The sequence below is a fragment of the Pseudomonas sp. FW305-3-2-15-E-TSA4 genome (genome assembly GCF_058787295.1).
The window spans coordinates 23,514-40,429 of record NZ_JBYSZP010000018.1; the positions used below are offsets into that span (position 1 = coordinate 23,514).

The 16,916-nt window shown below is 61.0% G+C and carries 18 protein-coding genes; 9 read left to right on the plus strand and 9 right to left on the minus strand.

What is annotated here, in order from left to right; translation table 11 throughout:
• Window positions 1-270 precede the first annotated feature (270 nt).
• Complete coding sequence (locus AC3WMV_RS23200; RefSeq protein ID WP_103368263.1) at window positions 271-519, plus strand: hypothetical protein; 249 nt, start codon at window positions 271-273, stop codon at window positions 517-519.
• A 179-nt stretch (window positions 520-698) separates the two neighbouring features.
• Window positions 699-1,097, plus strand: coding sequence for a hypothetical protein (locus tag AC3WMV_RS23205; RefSeq protein WP_103368264.1), 399 nt, complete (start codon window positions 699-701; stop codon window positions 1,095-1,097).
• Window positions 1,098-1,163: 66 nt separating this feature from the next.
• Here AC3WMV_RS23205 and dspII read toward each other — a convergent pair whose 3' ends face one another.
• Window positions 1,164-2,276 carry an enoyl-CoA hydratase/isomerase DspII gene (gene dspII, locus AC3WMV_RS23210; RefSeq protein WP_103368265.1) on the minus strand — a complete coding sequence of 371 codons (1,113 nt, stop codon included), beginning with the start codon at window positions 2,274-2,276 and terminating at the stop codon, window positions 1,164-1,166.
• A gap of 132 nt (window positions 2,277-2,408) precedes the next feature.
• Here dspII and ung point away from each other — a divergent pair, with 132 nt between their 5' ends.
• A complete protein-coding gene (ung, locus tag AC3WMV_RS23215) occupies window positions 2,409-3,101 on the plus strand; it encodes a uracil-DNA glycosylase (protein WP_103368281.1) in 693 nt (230 codons plus the stop codon).
• Between the two features lie 119 nt (window positions 3,102-3,220).
• Here the strand turns inward: ung and AC3WMV_RS23220 are convergent, their stop codons facing one another.
• From AC3WMV_RS23220 to AC3WMV_RS23240, 5 genes are read right to left on the minus strand one after another with little or no spacing between them, the layout of a single operon-like run.
• Entirely contained in the window at window positions 3,221-4,255 is a 1,035-nt protein-coding gene (locus AC3WMV_RS23220) for an AbrB family transcriptional regulator (RefSeq protein ID WP_027614451.1), read from the minus strand.
• Complete coding sequence (locus AC3WMV_RS23225) at window positions 4,248-5,762, minus strand: tripartite tricarboxylate transporter permease (RefSeq protein ID WP_027614452.1); 1,515 nt, start codon at window positions 5,760-5,762, stop codon at window positions 4,248-4,250. The genes AC3WMV_RS23220 and AC3WMV_RS23225 overlap by 8 nt, the downstream gene beginning before the upstream one ends.
• Before the next feature lies 1 nt (window position 5,763).
• On the minus strand, window positions 5,764-6,222 hold the full coding sequence (locus AC3WMV_RS23230) for a tripartite tricarboxylate transporter TctB family protein (protein ID WP_027614453.1): 459 nt from the start codon (window positions 6,220-6,222) through the stop codon (window positions 5,764-5,766).
• A 58-nt stretch (window positions 6,223-6,280) separates the two neighbouring features.
• Entirely contained in the window at window positions 6,281-7,258 is a 978-nt protein-coding gene (locus AC3WMV_RS23235; protein WP_027614454.1) for a Bug family tripartite tricarboxylate transporter substrate binding protein, read from the minus strand.
• 39 nt (window positions 7,259-7,297) lie between these two features.
• Window positions 7,298-8,590: an OprD family porin gene (locus tag AC3WMV_RS23240; protein WP_097086665.1), complete on the minus strand. Its 1,293-nt coding sequence runs from the start codon at window positions 8,588-8,590 to the stop codon at window positions 7,298-7,300.
• Between the two features lie 236 nt (window positions 8,591-8,826).
• On the opposite strand from AC3WMV_RS23240, the gene AC3WMV_RS23245 reads away from it, so the two are divergent.
• Together AC3WMV_RS23245 and AC3WMV_RS23250 are read left to right on the plus strand one after the other, a co-directional pair.
• Entirely contained in the window at window positions 8,827-9,498 is a 672-nt protein-coding gene (locus tag AC3WMV_RS23245) for a response regulator (protein WP_003222545.1), read from the plus strand.
• Window positions 9,491-10,876 (plus strand): sensor histidine kinase, encoded by a 1,386-nt coding sequence (locus AC3WMV_RS23250; RefSeq protein ID WP_027614456.1) that lies wholly within the window; start codon window positions 9,491-9,493, stop codon window positions 10,874-10,876. Before AC3WMV_RS23245 ends, AC3WMV_RS23250 begins: the two co-directional genes overlap by 8 nt.
• A gap of 50 nt (window positions 10,877-10,926) precedes the next feature.
• On the opposite strand, the gene AC3WMV_RS23255 is transcribed toward AC3WMV_RS23250, so the two are convergent.
• Window positions 10,927-11,748 carry an HDOD domain-containing protein gene (locus tag AC3WMV_RS23255; protein WP_103368266.1) on the minus strand — a complete coding sequence of 274 codons (822 nt, stop codon included), beginning with the start codon at window positions 11,746-11,748 and terminating at the stop codon, window positions 10,927-10,929.
• 35 nt (window positions 11,749-11,783) lie between these two features.
• On the minus strand, window positions 11,784-12,725 hold the full coding sequence (ygfZ, locus tag AC3WMV_RS23260; RefSeq protein WP_103368267.1) for a CAF17-like 4Fe-4S cluster assembly/insertion protein YgfZ: 942 nt from the start codon (window positions 12,723-12,725) through the stop codon (window positions 11,784-11,786).
• A gap of 150 nt (window positions 12,726-12,875) precedes the next feature.
• On the opposite strand from ygfZ, the gene AC3WMV_RS23265 reads away from it, so the two are divergent.
• Window positions 12,876-13,130 carry an FAD assembly factor SdhE gene (locus AC3WMV_RS23265; RefSeq protein ID WP_003222550.1) on the plus strand — a complete coding sequence of 85 codons (255 nt, stop codon included), beginning with the start codon at window positions 12,876-12,878 and terminating at the stop codon, window positions 13,128-13,130.
• A complete protein-coding gene (locus tag AC3WMV_RS23270; RefSeq protein ID WP_097086670.1) occupies window positions 13,114-13,566 on the plus strand; it encodes a protein YgfX in 453 nt (150 codons plus the stop codon). The genes AC3WMV_RS23265 and AC3WMV_RS23270 overlap by 17 nt, the downstream gene beginning before the upstream one ends.
• On the opposite strand, the gene nadB is transcribed toward AC3WMV_RS23270, so the two are convergent.
• Complete coding sequence (gene nadB / locus AC3WMV_RS23275) at window positions 13,535-15,151, minus strand: L-aspartate oxidase (RefSeq protein ID WP_103368268.1); 1,617 nt, start codon at window positions 15,149-15,151, stop codon at window positions 13,535-13,537. The two genes, AC3WMV_RS23270 and nadB, sit on opposite strands and share 32 nt — an antisense overlap.
• A gap of 558 nt (window positions 15,152-15,709) precedes the next feature.
• Between nadB and rpoE the strand changes: the two genes are divergently transcribed.
• Both rpoE and AC3WMV_RS23285 read left to right on the plus strand, forming a co-directional pair.
• Window positions 15,710-16,291 carry an RNA polymerase sigma factor RpoE/AlgU gene (gene rpoE, locus AC3WMV_RS23280; RefSeq protein ID WP_003172477.1) on the plus strand — a complete coding sequence of 194 codons (582 nt, stop codon included), beginning with the start codon at window positions 15,710-15,712 and terminating at the stop codon, window positions 16,289-16,291.
• 30 nt (window positions 16,292-16,321) lie between these two features.
• Complete coding sequence (locus AC3WMV_RS23285; protein WP_003222558.1) at window positions 16,322-16,909, plus strand: sigma-E factor negative regulatory protein; 588 nt, start codon at window positions 16,322-16,324, stop codon at window positions 16,907-16,909.
• The last annotated feature ends 7 nt before the right edge of the window (window positions 16,910-16,916 follow it).

Sequence of the window (16,916 nt, forward strand, 5' to 3'; positions counted from 1 at the left end):
AGCATGTACGGTGGTGGCACCGATGTATGCCTGGACATTACGCAGGCCAACAGTGGGAGCGGGCTTGCTCGCGAAGGCGTCCTGTCAGTCAGTGATTCGTCACTGACCCACCGCTTTCGCGAGCAAGCCTGCTTCCACAGAGGATTTTCAGTGTGACTGACACCGCTGATCTGAAGCCTTTGCGCGCCCGGCACTTGCCCCGGACCTGACAGTCAAAACTGTGTCGGCTGCGCTGTCCTGCTGCGGCCGCAGGTCTTTCAGGAGGCCGTCATGGTTACTTCCAAACTGTTGCGCCGGGTGCTGCTGGGAGCGGTGCTCGGCTTGGGGCTGTCCGGGTGTTATTACTACGCCGGTCCTTACGATGCTTACCCTGCCACTTACTACTATCCAGGCTATTACTCACCGTATTACTACGGCGGTTATTACGGCCCGCGCTATTACGGTGGCGGGCACTATTACTACGGCGGTCACGGCTATCGCGGCGGTTACGGACGCGGCTATCACGGTGGGCACCACTGATCGGCGGCTGAATGACAGTGTTTTCCAAATGAACAGGATTTCATCAATCACATGTTTCAACTTGTTACGGAAGCGCACCAGATTCGGAAAACGCTGTCAGATGTTCCGTCAGTCACCGAATAAACGACTGATGCCTGCCAGCGTCGCTGGTGCGGCTACCCGCGGTCCAGGAGGCCGCCATGTATCGACGAATTCTTCTACTTGCTGCGATGATGTTTTCCGTTGCCGGTTGCGCTCCCTACTCCTACGCAGACAATTATTACAGCTCGGAGGTCTACACCTCACCCGCTCCGGCTTACTACAACACTGGCGGCACCTATTACAGCGGCGGCAGCACCTACTACTCGGCCCCGCGCTACTACCAGGCGGCCCCGCGTTACTATCAACCGGCTCCGCGTTACTACTCGGCGCCACGCTACTACCAACCAGCGCCGCGCTACTACGAGAGTCGTCGCTGGCACGACAATGATCGTGGCCGTTGGGACGGCCACCGCGGTGGAGGTTGGGATCGTGACCGTGGCGGCCGTGACCATCACGGTAACCGCGGTGACCACGGCGGGCGAGGCGGTCGCTGGTAAGCATCCGCAAACAAAAAAGCGGCGCATTGAGCGCCGCTTTTTTTGTGCCTGCGATTTACCGGGCGTTCAGTATTGCGTCAGATCCGCCAACGGATGCCGACCTTCCCAGACCTTGTGAAAATGCGCCTCGACCACCGCGTCCGGGACGTTATTGATGTCCGGCCAATGCCAGTGCGGCTTCTGATCCTTGTCGATCAATCGCGCCCGCACCCCTTCGCTGAATTCCGGGTGCCGACAGCAATTGAGGCTCAGGGTGTATTCCATCTGAAACACTTCGGCCAGCGACAGATAGCGGGCGCGGAGGATCTGTTCCCAGACCAGATGCGCGGTCAACGGCGAGCCTTCGCTCAGGGTTTTCGCGGCGCGGGCGATCAGCGGGTCGCTGCTGTCGCGTTGCAGGCTGATGGCTTTCCAGGCACAGGTGACGTCGCTGACGTCGAGCAGTTCGTCGATCCGCTGACGGCGGGGTAACCACTGCGCCTCGGGCATCTGCCCGACGGCTTCCTGTTGCAGGGCCTTGAACAGACTGTTGAGCTGCATGTCGGTCTGTTCCTGCCAGTTGAGTTGCAGCAGGCCTTCGATCAACTGCGGTTGCTGCTCTTCAAGCAGGAAACGGTCGGCCAGATCCAGATCGATCGCATCGCGGCCGTTCATGTGTGCACCCGTCAGACCGAGGAACAAGCCGAGCTTGCCCGGCAACCGTGAGAGAAACCAACTGGCACCGACGTCCGGGTACAGACCGATGGTGATCTCCGGCATCGCCAGGCGACTGCTCGGCGTGACGATCCGCGTGCTCGCGCCTTGCAACAGGCCCATGCCGCCGCCGAGCACGTAACCGTGGCCCCAGCAGATCAGCGGTTTGGGGTAGGTGTGCAGGCTGTAGTCCAGGCGATATTCCGCGGCGAAAAACTGCGCCGCCAGTGGCGGGACTTCACCGGGGTGGGCGCGGCAGGCCTCCACCAGGCTGCGCACTTCGCCGCCGGCGCAGAACGCCTTGGCGCCATTGCCGCGCAATAGCACGCAGACGATTTGTGGATCTTTGGCCCAGGCGTTCAGTTTGTCGCTCAGGGCGTTGATCATCGGCAAGGACAGCGCGTTGAGCGACTTTTCAGCATCCAGGCTGGCGATCCCGAGACGGGCGCCGTCGGTGCCGGTGAGTTCTTCGAAGTGCAGATTCATCGTGACCTCGATCGGGAAATTGAGCGTTCAGTATGATCGCTGTGCGGGAAAGTGCCGGATCTGTGTCAGACCAATTGACAAGCGTGGTCGGCTTTCCTAGGGTTCGCCCCATTGTTTTTGCCGGGTATGACCATGACTGCTGACGACCGTATCAAACTCGAACCGAGCTGGAAGGAGGCACTGCGTGCTGAGTTCGACCAGCCATACATGGCAGAGTTGCGCACTTTTCTGCAGCAGGAGCGGGCGGCCGGCAAGGAAATCTATCCGCCGGGCCCGCTGATTTTCAACGCGCTGAATTCGACGCCGCTGGATAAAGTCAAAGTGGTGATCCTCGGCCAGGACCCGTATCACGGCCCGGGCCAGGCCCATGGCTTGTGCTTTTCGGTGCAACCCGGCGTGCCGGCGCCGCCGTCGCTGGTCAATATCTATAAAGAGTTGAAACGCGACCTGAACATCGACATTCCCAACCACGGCTACCTGCAGAGCTGGGCCGATCAGGGCGTGTTGATGCTCAACACCACCATGACCGTCGAGCGGGCCAATGCCAACGCGCATAAGGACAAGGGCTGGCAGTTCTTCACCGACCGGATCATCGAACTGGTCAGCGAACGCCAGCCGCATCTGGTGTTCATGCTGTGGGGGGCGCATGCGCAGAGCAAACAGAAGCTAATTGATGCGACCAAGCATTTGGTGCTGACCTCGGTGCATCCGTCGCCGTTGTCGGCTTATCGGGGCTTCCTCGGTTGCGGGCATTTCAGCCGGACCAACAAGTTTCTCGAGCAAAATGGTGAAGCGCCGATCGAGTGGCGGTTGCCGCCGGTCTGATCGGCAGACCGGGCCGGCCCCTTCGCGAGCAAGCCCGCTCCCACATTGGTTTTGCGGCATGCACATAACCAATGTGGGAGCGGGCTTGCTCGCGAAGAAGGCAACTCGGTATATCAGTGTTACTCGGGATTACGATTCCAGTACTTGAACAACGGCTCCGCCAGAAACAGTACAAACAGCAGCCGCATCACCTGCATCGCCGTCACTAGCGGCACCGACAGTTGCAGGGTCTCCGCCGTCAGGCTCATCTCGGCAATCCCCCCGGGCATCATGCCCAACGTCAGCGAACGCAGATCCAGATGGGTCAGCGCACTCAAACCCAGCGCGGCCAATGTGGCGATCAACATGGTCAGCGCCGTGCCGATCAGCGTACGGCCCATGAATGACGGCGCGCGGCGGAAGAACTGACGATTGAAGTGACAGCCCAGGCCGCTGCCGATCAGCCACTGGCCGATCTGGCTGCCGCCGTCCGGCAGGCCGATGTGCAAATCCCAGGCAATGCTCACCGTGGCACTGACCAGCAGCGGCCCGAACAGCCACGGATTGGGCTGACGCAAACGCTGCCAGAGCCAGGCGAGCAGGGCGCCCGTGGGAAACAGAATCGCCAGCCAGCGCCAATCTACGTTGCCGGCGTGGGAAATCGGTGTGCCGTCGCCCAGCAGATACTTGAACGCGGCCGGCACGCACAGCACCACCACCAGCACCCGCAGACTCTGCCCCGCGGCGACATGGCTGAGCAGCGCGCCATTGCGCGCGCCGAGGTTGACCATCTCCCCGGAGCCGCCGGGCATGCTTGAGAAAAACGCCGTGGCGCGATCTTCGCCGGTGCGGCGCATCAACCACACCCCGACCACCGCCGACAGGCTGGTGACCAGCGCACCGAAGAAGATCAATCCGAAATGACTCAGCACCTGCTCCATCACCAACGGGGTGAAGTGCAGGCCGATGCCGATGCCGACAATCCATTGGCCGCATTTACGCCCGCCGGGGATTTCCGTGAGTTGCCACGGGGTCAGGCAGCGCACGAGGATGATCGCCAGTAACGAGCCAACCATCCATGGCAGTGGCCAGCCGATCTGGCTGGCGATGAAACCGCCAAGCAGACCGACCAGCGGGGTAGCCCACCAGCTTCTGAGGGAAGACCGATCAGACATCGGCGATGGCGCGTTGCGCCGCCGAACGCTTGCGCCAGATGCGCAGCAGCGGCATCAGCAACATGATCGCGGTCAGGATCCACACGCCGAAAGTGATCGGGCTCGACCAGAGGATTTCCAGCGCACCGTTGGAAATCGACAGCGCACGACGTAGGTTCTGCTCCATCAGCCCGCCGAGAATGAACCCCAGAAGCACCGGCGACAACGGGAAATCCAGTTTGCGCAGGATGTAACCGAAGATGCCGATGCCGACCATCAGGAACAAGTCGAAGGTGGTCGCATGCACGGCGTAGACGCCGATCCCGGTGATGATCGCGATCACCGGCACCAGTGCCCAGTTCGGCACGGCGAGGATGCGGGTGAAGATGCGGATCATCGGGATGTTGAGGATCACCAGCATGATGTTGGCGATGAACAACGACGCGATCAGGCCCCAGACGATGTCCGGTTGCTGTTGGAACAGCAGCGGCCCCGGGGTGATGTTGTACAGCGACAACGCGCCGATCATCACGGCGGTGGTGCCCGAACCGGGTACGCCGAGGGTCAGCATCGGCACCAGCGCGCCACACGCCGAAGCACCGATTGCGGTCTCCGGAGCAGCGAGGCCACGGGCGTCACCCTGACCGAATTTGCCGCCGGCACCGGCGATGCGTTTTTCGGTCATGTAGGCCACGGCACTGGCGAGCGTTGCGCCGGCACCCGGCAACACGCCCATGATGAAACCCAGCAGGCCGCAACGGATGTTCACCACGAACACCGACGCCGCTTCCTTGAAGTTGAACATCATGCGTCCGGTGGCTTTCACCGCTTCCTGGCCACGATGGGTTTTTTCCAGCAGCAGGAGGATTTCACTGACCGAGAACAGACCCAGTACCAGCACCACGAACTGGATGCCGTCGGTCAGGTGAATGTTGTCGCCAGTGAAACGGTACACACCGCTGTTGGCGTCGATGCCCACGGTCGACAGAAACAGCCCGATCAGCGCCGCAATAAAAGTCTTCAGCGGTCGATCACCGGCCATGCCGCCAAGGCAGACAATCGCGAACACCATCAACACGAAGTATTCCGCCGGACCGAAGGCAATCGCCCATTTCGCCAGCAGCGGGGCGAACAGCACCATGCCGCAGGTGGCGATGAACGCACCGATGAACGAACTCCATGCCGACAGCGACAGGGCGACACCGGCCAGACCCTGACGCGCCATCGGATAGCCGTCGAGGGTGGTCATCACGGTGGAGGCTTCGCCCGGAATGTTCAGCAGGATCGAGCTGATCCGCCCGCCGTATTCGCAACCCAGATACACCGCCGCCAGCAGAATCAATGCCGACTCCGGCGGCAGGCCGAGGGCGAAGGCGATCGGGATCAGCAGGGCCACGCCATTGATCGGACCCAGGCCCGGCAACAGCCCGACCACGGTGCCGATCAGCGTGCCGGTCAAGGCCGTGACCAGGTTGTACGGGCTCAGCGCGACGCCGAAGCCCTGACCCAAATAACCGAGAGTATCCATATCAGTTCTCCAGAACGTCGAGCAGGCCCAAAGGCAGCGGAACGTCCATCAGACGGTCGAACAGCAGGTACAGACCGATGGCCATCAATGTCGTGACCACAATGCTTGGCAACCAGCGACCGCCATACAGGCGCGCCATCGGGATGCCGATCAGGATGCTGCTGAGGATGAAGCCCAGCGGTTCGAACAGGCCGGCGAAGACCAGCAGCAACAGCACGCAGATGCCGATCTTGGTCAGGGTTTCGCGATCCAGCGGCGGCTCGTCTTCGCTGTGTTTGATCGGTGCCGGGCGGAACACCATGTACAGCAGCGCCACGCCCATCAGGCCGAGCATCAGCAGAGGAAAGGCGCGTGGGCCGACCGGTTCATAAGAAAAAGCCGCTTGATACGGCCACGCCATCAGCGCCAGGCCGACGCAGGCCAGCAACAGCACCGAGGCGAAAATGCGTTGTAAGAGCATGGGAAACTCCTGTGCCGAGGCCTCGATGCGCGAGGCCGCAGCCGCTAGACAGAGACGATCACTGAATCAGGCCGAACTCTTTGGCCAGCACTTTGTAGTCCGCGACCTGCTTCTTCACGTAGGTGTCCAGCTCCGGGCCGGTCATAGCGAACGGAAACAGTTCACGCTGATCGCGCAGCTTGGCGAACTCATCGGAGGCCAGCAGTTTGTCGAAGGCGTCTTTCCACCAGGCGTAGTCTTCGTCGCTGACTTTTGGCCCAAGGTAGAAACCACGCACCACCGGCCAGACGATGTCGTAGCCCTGCTCGCGCGCGGTCGGGATGTCTTTCATTTCCGGTTCGTCGATGCGTTTATCGGCGAACACCGCGAGCAGCCGCATGTCACCGCTCTGGATATGCGGCATGGAGTCGGAGATGTCGGTACTACCCACCTGGATGTGACCGCCGAGCAGTGCAGTAGCGATTTCGCCGCCGCCTTCGAGGGCGACGTAACGCAGGTCACGCGGGTTGATCCCGGCAGCCTTGGCGATCAGTGCGGTCTGCATCCAGTCCTGGCTGCCGACGGTGCCGCCGGAACCGATCACCACGGAGCTCGGATCTTTCTTCAGGGCTTTGACCAGATCGTCGAGGGTCTTGTAAGGCGAATCGCTTTTCACCGCGATGGCACCGTAACTGGTGCCGACGGCGGCCAGCCAGCGCACATTGGTTTCATCGAAACGACCAAACTTGCCTTGCGCCAGATTCAGCAGCGAACCGCTGGACCACGCCACCAGCGTGCCGGCGTCGGCCGGGCGCTGGGCGACGACCGCGTTGTACGCCACCGCGCCGACACCGCCGGGCATGTAGGTCACGCGCATCGGTTTGGTCAGCAGTTTTTCGTTGACCAGCGCGCTCTGCGCCAGTTTGCAGGTCAGGTCAAAACCACCGCCGGGGGAGGCCGGGGCGATGCATTCCGGACGTTTCGGTTCGGCCATCAGTTGGCCGGCGAACAACATGACGCCAGCGGCCAGAGCAACTTTACGCAGTGATAAGTTCATCTATGTCTCCTTGGGAGTTGTTGTTATGGACGTACTGAATTACCAAAGGGCAACGCTATAGCTCACCAGCAGACGCACTTCATCGGCATCGCGAGCGGAGTAGTTGGAACGGTAGGTGGCATTACGCAGGCGTACGGCAACGTCCTTCAGGGCGCCGCTTTGTACTACATATTTGATCTCGGTGTTGCGCTCCCACTCTTTGCCTTCTTCGCCATTCTTGAGCTTGATGTTGTCACCGCTCAGGTAACGGCTCATGAACGACAGGCCAGGGATGCCGAGGCGGGCGAAGTCGAAATCGTAACGCGCCTGCCAGGAGCGTTCTTCGGCGCCGGCAAAGTCGTTGATCTGCACGAAGTTGACCAGGTACGGGTCGCTGCCATCGACATACGGGAACGCGCTGTCGCCGGACATGTGCTGATAACCGGCGCTGAACTTGTGGCCGCTCAGGGCATAGCTGACCAGACCGTTGAGCGAGCGGTTGTCGATCTCGCCACCACGGGCCGCGCCCTGATCGTCACTGACGGCAAAGCGCAGGTCGGTGGCGAAGGTGCCCGGGCCCATCGGCCGCGAGGCGACCAGACCGAAGAAGTGCTGGTTATAGACTTCGTCGAGCTGGGCGAAGTGGTAACTGCCGGTGATCTTGTCGGTGAACTTGTAGTCCACGCCGGCAAAATCGAAATGCTTGCCGGCCACGGTGCCTGCGAAGCGGCTGTTCTTGTTGTTGAGGGCGATGTCTTCGAAATCGGTGCTGTCGCGATCCTTGGCTTTCTCCAGGCGCCCGCCGGTGAAGGTCAGGTTCTTGATCTCTTTGGAGGTCAGCAAACCACCTTCAAACGTCTGCGGCAGGATGCGCCCGTCATTCGGTTTGAGAATCGGCAGTTCGGGAATCAGGCTGCCGATTTTCAGTTCGGTGGCGGAGATTTTCACTTTGCCGGTCAGGCCGACTTTCGAGTATTCGTTGGCGGCGCGCCCGTCATCGTGGGTCGGCAGCAGGCCGGTGCCGGTACGATCCGGACTCGAATCAAGTTTGACCCCGAGCATGCCCAGCGCATCGACACCGAAGCCCACGGTGCCGTCGGTGTAACCCGATTGCAGGTTGAGCATGAAACCCTGCGCCCATTCATCACGCTTGCTTTGCTGGGCACTGGTGCCGTCGCGAAAGTCGCGGTTGAAGTACATGTTGCGGGTTTCGAAGGTGGCGGAACTGTCTTTGATGAAGTCGGCGTAGCTCAGCGGCGAAAAACCGGCGAGGGCAGCGGTGCTGGCGAGGGTGGCGTGGCGCAAACGAGAAGGACGAACAGGCGTAGAAGCCTTGGTCTGCAAGGACGGCATGCGGGTGTACTCCGTTTATTGTTCTTATTGGTCGAAAACGCTTCGAGGCGTTTTTCGTATCGCTGTGTGGCAGCAGCGACGGCAGTCGAAACTGTCCGTGACCGGACTCTAACGGGCTAACCTTTCGCTAACCTTTCAGCTGGATTTCGCGGGTTTCGGGCTTCACAGCGGCGGTTGCGGCTGTAAACTCCGCGGCAAAGAGTGGCGTCGGCCATCCCTGAATGAGGTAGAGATCCATGCGTGTTCTGCTCGTCGAAGACCATTTGCAACTGGCCGAAAGCGTCGCCCAGGCGCTCAAGAGCACCGGTCTGACCGTGGACGTGTTGCACGATGGCGTGGCCGCCGACCTGGCGCTGGGCAGCGAGGAATACGCGATGGCGATCCTCGATGTCGGCCTGCCGCGCATGGACGGTTTCGAGGTGCTGGCACGCCTGCGCGCACGTGGCAAGAACCTGCCGGTGTTGATGCTGACAGCGCGCAGCGATGTGAAGGACCGCGTACACGGCTTGAATCTCGGCGCTGACGATTACCTGGCCAAACCGTTCGAACTGACCGAGCTCGAAGCCCGGGTCAAAGCTCTGTTGCGGCGCAGTGTGCTCGGTGGCGAGCGTCAGCAGCGCTGCGGCGTGCTGGCCTACGATCTCGACACCCGGCGCTTCAGTCTCGGCGAAGAACTGCTGACACTGACCTCCCGCGAACAAGCCGTGCTCGAAGCGTTGATCGCCCGCCCGGGCCGGGTGATGAGCAAGGAGCAACTGGCGGCACAGGTGTTCGGTCTCGACGAAGAAGCCAGCCCCGATGCCATCGAAATCTACGTGCATCGCCTGCGCAAGAAACTCGACGGCCAACCGGTGGCGATCGTGACCTTCCGTGGCCTCGGCTACTTGCTGGAAAGCCGCGATGCATAAGCCCAGCAGCCTGCGCTGGCGGTTGCTGTGGAACCTCGCGTTGTTGCTGGTGGTGCTGATGCTCGCCAGTGGTCTGAGCGCGTACTGGAACGGGCGCGAAGCCGCCGACACCGCCTACGACCGCACCCTGCTGGCCTCGGCGCGGACCATCGCCGCCGGCCTGTCGCAGCGCGACGGCACCCTCAGCGCCGACGTGCCCTACGTGGCGCTGGACACCTTCGCTTACGACAGCGCCGGGCGGATTTACTACCAGGTCAACGACATCCACCAGAAGCTGATTTCCGGCTACGAAAACCTGCCCGGACCACCACCCGGTACGCCAAGAACTGACGATTATCCAGCGCTCGCGCGCTTCTATAACGCGACCTATCGCGGGCAGAACGTGCGCGTGGTCAGCCTGCTCAAAGCGGTCACCGAACCGAACATGAATGGCATGGCGGAAATCCGTGTCGCCGAAACCGACGAGGCGCGAGTCAGCATGGCCCGCAGTCTGGCGGCCGATACGCTGCTGCGTCTGGGCATGCTCGCGATCGGCGCCTTGTTGCTGGTGTGGTTTGCGGTGAGTGCCGCGCTGCGCCCGCTGGAGCGTTTGCGCACGGCGGTGGAGGAGCGTCAGCCCGATGATTTGCGGCCGCTGCCGCTGGTGGAAGTGCAACATGAATTGTGGCCGCTGGTGCGCGCGCTCAATCACTTCACCGAACGCTTGCGCGGGCAGTTCGAGCGGCAGGCGCAGTTCATCGCCGATGCCGCCCACGAACTGCGCACGCCACTGGCGGCGTTGAAGGCGCGGCTGGAACTTGGGCTGCGTTCGACTGAAGCGGAAACCTGGCGCACAACCCTGGAATCCTCTGCGCAAAGCACTGATCGCCTGACCCATCTGGCCAATCAACTGCTGTCGCTGGCGCGGGTGGAAAACGGTGCCCGGGCGATTGCCGAGGGCGGCGCGCAACTGCTCGATCTGAGTCAGTTGGCCCGCGAGCTGGGCATGGCTATGGCGCCGTTGGCTCATGCGCGCGGGGTCGCGCTGGCTCTGGAGGCGGATGAGCCGGTGTGGCTGCGCGGTGAGCCGACGTTGCTCAATGAGCTGCTGAGCAATCTGGTGGACAACGCACTGGCGCATACGCCACCGGGCGGCAACGTGATTCTGCGGGTCGCAGCGCCGGCGGTGCTTGAGGTTGAAGATGACGGGCCGGGGATTCCGCTGGAAGAGCGTGATCGGGTGTTTGAACGCTTCTATCGGCGCAATCAGCAGGTCGCGGGTTCAGGGTTGGGGCTGGCGATTGTCGGAGAGATCTGCCGGGCGCATCTGGCGCAGATCACCTTGCACGATGGAGAGCAGGCCGGTTTGAAGGTCCGGGTGAGTTTTATTGCCGGATAAATGTGGTTTTGGTGCGGGCTTGCTCGCGAAGGCCGCGCCGCGGTTCCGGATCAGTAAAACATCGTCCGCGATTCTTGCAGATCCGCGCACAACTCCTTGTTCTCCGGATCGATCCCAAGCTTCCTGAACGCCGGCACGCTGAGCGGGTCAATCCGCGCAATCGGATGATCGCTGTCCTTGTGACAATACAGACTCGCCACCTGCACCAGATCGACGTAATCGAGGTGCGCCGAGTCGCGTTTGAAATCCAGGTACAGCCCCGGCAACGCCACCAGTTGTTCGGGAAACTCCCAGACCCGCAACAGCTTGTCGCCCAGCAGCGGGTGAATGTGGTCGATCACATGGTTGAGGCTGACCGGGTCTGACAGCAGTTCGTAGTGATCTTCGGCATAGGTCAGAATCGGCAGTACGCCGATCTGATGCACCAGTCCGCCCAACGCCGCCTGATCAGGTTTGAGTTGGGTGTGCCGACGGCACAGGGCGTAGCTGACGCCGGCGATCTCCAGGCTCTTGCGCCAGACTTCGCGCATCTTCTGTTCGACCACCTCGGAGCGGGCGTGGAAGATCTGTTCCATCACCAGGCCGATCGCCAGGTTGCTGCTGTAGTTCACCACCAGTCGGGTGATCGCGGTGTGCAGGTCGGTGACTTCCTGGGTCGCGCGCAGCAACGGGCTGTTGACCACTTTGATCAGTCGCGCCGACAACGCCGTGTCGCGGCCAATCACTTTGCTCAGGTCGCTGACACTGATCTCCGGGTCTTCGGCGGCCTTGCGAATTTGCAGGGCCACTTCCGGTAACGTTGGCAGAACCAGGTCATCGTTATCGATGGCCTCAACCAAATCCTGTTGGACCTTATCCGCCAGCTCGCTCATGTAGATTCTCTAGGGTGTTGCAACAAAAGCTGCGATCAGCGCTGGATTTCGCGGTCGCGATCCAGTTCGTAGGGCAGGTCGAGCAAATGCAGGGCTGGCCCTTCGAGGTCGCCCAGGTGCAGATCACCCGCTTCGGCAGCTTCGGCCTGCAACACCGCCAACAGTTCAATCTTTTCTGCGGCGCGGGCCGCAATCACCACTTCGCCGATGGCGCTGCTGTGGCTTGGGGCGAACAGCGGGGTGCCCGGCTCTGGCAGTTCAGTCGCGTCAAGTTCTACGCGATAGAGGCGACGCTTGAGCTTGCCCAGGTACTGCATGCGCGCGACGATTTCCTGGCCGGTGTAGCAACCTTTCTTGAAACTCACGCCACCGACGGCCTGCAGGTTGAGCATCTGCGGGATGAACAACTCGCGGGTGGTCGGCATGACCTGACCGATACCGGCGCGAATCTGCCCCAGCAGCCATTGGTTCAATTTGCCTTCAGGCAGGGCGGTGGCCAACTTGGCTTTGATGGCATCGGCTTGATCGGCCGGTACCCAGAGTTCGGCGCGATCCGGCGAGACGCGAATCGCGATCAGGCCTGCGTTGCGCACCACGCCGTCGGTTTCGCCTGGCAGGTTCAGACCCAGGCTGGCCAACGCGGCGTCGCCGTGCTCCAGGCCAAAACGCACCCAGGCGGCGCTTTCGTCGGTCAATTTGGATTTGGAGAACACCGCGTACTTTTTCAGATCCGCCAGTTGCGGCTCCAGCAGTTCACTGGCCATTGCCAGCAGCACGCCGTCACCTTCGAGCAGAATGCGGAAGCTCGACTGCATCCGGCCTTTTTGCGTGCAGCGCGCGCCCAGGCTGGCCTGGCTGTCGCTGAGGTAATTGATGTTGCAGGTCAATTGGCCTTGCAGGAATTTGCCGGCATCCACGCCGCGAACCGCGAGTACGCCTTCATGAGACAGGGTGCAGAAAAAAGCAGAATCGGCCATGGGTCATCGCAGGGTAAAAAAGTCTGGGGCACATCATAAGGGCGCGTTGTTGAAATGGGTAGTTGATAAAGGATCGGTGGTGCCCGACCAAAGCCGACTGTGCGACCCGCGCCGGGGCTGTATACTGCGCGCCTATTTGAGGAGGGCTCCATGGTCGAACAAGTTGAACTCAATCGCCTCTTCTGGCACAGCCGCCGCGGCATGCTGGAACTTGACGTGCTGCTGGTGCCGTTCGTGAAAGAGGTCTATCCGCACCTCAACCAGGTCGATCGCGACTTGTATGTCCGTCTGCTGACCTGTGAGGATCAGGACATGTTCGGCTGGTTCATGGAGCGCAGTGAGTCCGAAGACCCTGAGCTGCAGCGCATGGTCCGGATGATCCTGGACCGTGTTCAGCCCAAGTAATACGTTCGAATGCCGCTGGCATGCCTCTCGGCAGTTGCTGGCGGCGTATCTGTTGACCCAGGCGTTCGCGCTGGGTGTGTTGTTTCTCCTGTCGATTCCACTCTGGGCCTGTCTGCTCGGGGCTTTCGCCTGTCTGCTGCACGCCGTGTGGGTGTTGCCACGGCAGATTCTGCTGACGCATCCGCAGGCTTTTTGCCGATTGCGCCGCGATGCCGATGGCTGGCAATTGTGGAATCAGGCGGGCGGCTGGCAAGCAGTCCAGCTGCGCCCTGACAGCCTGGCGTTGCCGTTGATCGTGGTGCTGCGCTTTCGTTTGCGCGGGGAGCGGCGGGTGCGCTCGATCTGTGTACCGCGAGACTCGCAGGCAGCGGATGTGCACCGACGCCTGCGAGTGCGGCTCAAGTTCAGCCGGCGTAGGTGGGCGGCACCAGAATAGTGTCGAGCGCCTCGGGCAGCAGGTTCGGGTAGTCGAGGGTGTAATGCAGACCGCGACTTTCCTTGCGCTCCATGGCTGAGCAGATCATCAGTTCGGCGACTTGCGCCAGATTGCGTAGCTCGATCAGGTCGCGGCTGACTTTATAGTTACTGTAGAACTCGTCGATCTCGTCCAGCAACAGACGCACGCGGTGCTGCGCTCGTTGCAAGCGCTTGTTGGTGCGCACGATGCCGACGTAGTCCCACATGAAGCGGCGCAGCTCGTCCCAGTTGTGGGCGATGATCACGTCTTCGTCGGAATCGGTGACCTGGCTGGCGTCCCACTCGGGCAGGGCGGTTGGCGCGGTGACGTCATCCAGTTGTGCAAGGATGTCCGCTGCCGCCGAGCGGGCATAAACGAAGCATTCGAGCAGCGAGTTGCTGGCCATGCGGTTGGCCCCGTGCAGGCCGGTGAAGCTGGTTTCGCCGATGGCGTACAGCCCCGGCACGTCGGTACGACCATGCTGATCGACCATTACCCCACCACAGGTGTAGTGCGCCGCCGGCACGACCGGGATCGGCTGTTTGGTGATGTCGATGCCGAAACCCAGGCAACGTTCGTAGACGGTCGGGAAGTGGTTTTTGATGAAGGCTTCAGGCTTGTGGCTGATGTCGAGATAGACGCAGTCGACGCCCAGGCGCTTCATTTCATGGTCGATGGCGCGGGCGACGATGTCGCGTGGCGCCAGTTCGGCACGTTTGTCGAAGCGCGGCATGAACCGTTCGCCGTTGGGCAGCTTCAGGTGCGCGCCTTCGCCACGCAAGGCTTCAGTGATCAGGAAACTCTTGGCCTGCGGGTGATACAGGCACGTAGGGTGGAACTGGTTGAATTCCAGGTTCGCCACTCGGCAGCCCGAGCGCCAGGCCATGGCGATGCCGTCACCGCAAGCGCCGTCGGGGTTACTGGTATAGAGGTAGACCTTGGCGGCGCCGCCGGACGCGAGGATCACGAAGCGTGCGCCGTAGGTGTCGACTTCGCCGGTCGCGCGATTCAGCACATAGGCGCCGAGGCAGCGCTCGCCATTCATGCCCAGACGGCGTTCGGTGATCAGATCAACGGCAACTCGCTGCTCCAGCAGTTCGATGTTGCTGCGCTCTCTGGCCTGGGCGAGGAGGGTGGTGAAAATCGCTGCGCCGGTTGCGTCCGCGGCATGGATGATGCGCCGATGGCTGTGGCCGCCTTCGCGAGTCAGGTGGAATTCGAAACCGCCGTCTTCGGTGCCGGACTGTTCGTCGCGGGTGAACGGCACCCCCTGGTCGATCAGCCACTGGATGGCTTCGCGGCTGTGCTCGACGGTAAAACGCACCGCGTCTTCATGGCACAGACCGCCGCCGGCATTCAGGGTGTCGTCGACGTGGGATTCGACAGTATCGGTATCGTCCAGCACGGCAGCGACGCCGCCCTGGGCCCAATAAGTCGAGCCGTTGGCCAGATCACCTTTGCTCAATACGGCAATGCGCAAATGACCCGGCAGGGTCAGCGCGAGACTCAAACCGGCAGCGCCGCTGCCAATCACCAGAACATCGTGTTGAAACTGTTGGCTCATTTCAGGATTCCGCTCAAAGCGACCCGGATCGGGGGTGGCGCAGGACAGCTGGATCGGCGAGTCAAGACAGCCACACAGCCCACTAGTATATAGAGGGGTGGAGCGGCACAATAGCCGGGCCCGTATGGCATTGTGAAACTACTGTGACGACAAAAGCTTGACGTTTCGTCGGACGTTTTTTTCTGTCGTTTTGGGAAAAGGCGACTGTATCGAGGATGAAACAGGCTTTTTCAGCACGCGGTTGCTCAATGTCGCTTCAGCACGGCTATAAATAATTGGAACTTTTGCCAGAGGCCCAAGATCAATAGTCAGTTGCCAGAAGCACGGGACAGTGTCGGCTTCAATGCAGAACCTGCGATTGGGTTTTTGCCGGCGAACCGATGACAAGATTATTCGCGCAGCCGGTTTATCCCGCGCTGCGTTTTTCGTGCGTGCCAAATCAGAGCCCGCAGGAAACTTGCCTGGAGGGGGAGAACTTTTGCGAAAAGCCCGAGTCTATGTTTGCAAGTCTGGTCGTTTAGTTATGCAAGCCTCCTCCATGCTTATCGAGGAGTGTTCATGCTAACCCAGGAAGAGGATCAGCAGCTGGTCGAGCGCGTTCAGCGTGGCGACAAGCGAGCTTTCGATCTGCTGGTGCTGAAATATCAGCACAAAATTCTCGGGTTGATCGTGCGTTTCGTGCACGACACCCATGAAGCCCAGGATGTGGCTCAGGAAGCCTTTATCAAGGCCTACCGAGCGCTAGGAAACTTTCGCGGAGACAGCGCGTTCTATACGTGGCTTTACCGCATTGCCATCAACACGGCAAAGAACTATCTGGTTTCACGCGGCCGCCGGCCGCCGGATAGCGATGTAAGTTCTGAAGACGCAGAGTTCTACGACGGCGATCACGGCCTGAAGGATCTCGAATCGCCGGAACGCGCGTTGCTGCGGGATGAGATCGAAGGCACCGTCCATCGAACCATTCAGCAACTGCCAGAGGATTTACGTACGGCTTTAACTTTACGTGAATTCGATGGTCTGAGTTACGAGGACATTGCGAGCGTCATGCAGTGTCCGGTGGGTACCGTGCGCTCCCGGATTTTCCGCGCCCGGGAGGCCATCGATAAAGCCCTGCAGCCGTTGTTGCAGGAAAACTGAGACAGCGGCGACAGCCAAGAGAGGAACGCCATGAGTCGTGAAGCCCTGCAGGAATCGCTGTCCGCAGTGATGGATAACGAAGCGGACGAACTGGAATTGCGTCGAGTGATCAATGCACTGGACGATGTTGAAACCCGTGAGACCTGGGCTCGTTATCAGATCGCTCGGGCAGCCATGCACAAGGATCTGCTGCTTCCGCGTCTGGATATTGCTGCGGCAGTTTCTGCTGCGCTGGAAGACGAAACGGCTCCAGCCAAAGTATCCCGCGGCCCTTGGCGCAACCTGGGTCGTCTGGCCGTTGCGGCTTCGGTGACCGTTGCGGTACTGGCTGGTGTGCGCCTGTACAACCAGGACGAAATCGCTGGCGTCGAACTGGCCCAGCAGTCCAATCAGCCTTCGCTGGTTGCGCCGCAGGTCAAAGGCCCGGCTGTTCTGGCAGGCTACAAGGAAAGCTCGGAAACTACGGGGCCGATGGCCAACGGCGTCCTGCAAGGTCAGCCAGGCTGGCACGATCAGCGTCTGCCAGGCTATCTGCGTCAGCATGCCCAGCAAGCTGCGTTGAAAGGTACTGAAAGCGCTCTGCCTTATGCGCGTGCAGCAAGCATGGAAAACCGTTAAGGAGGAT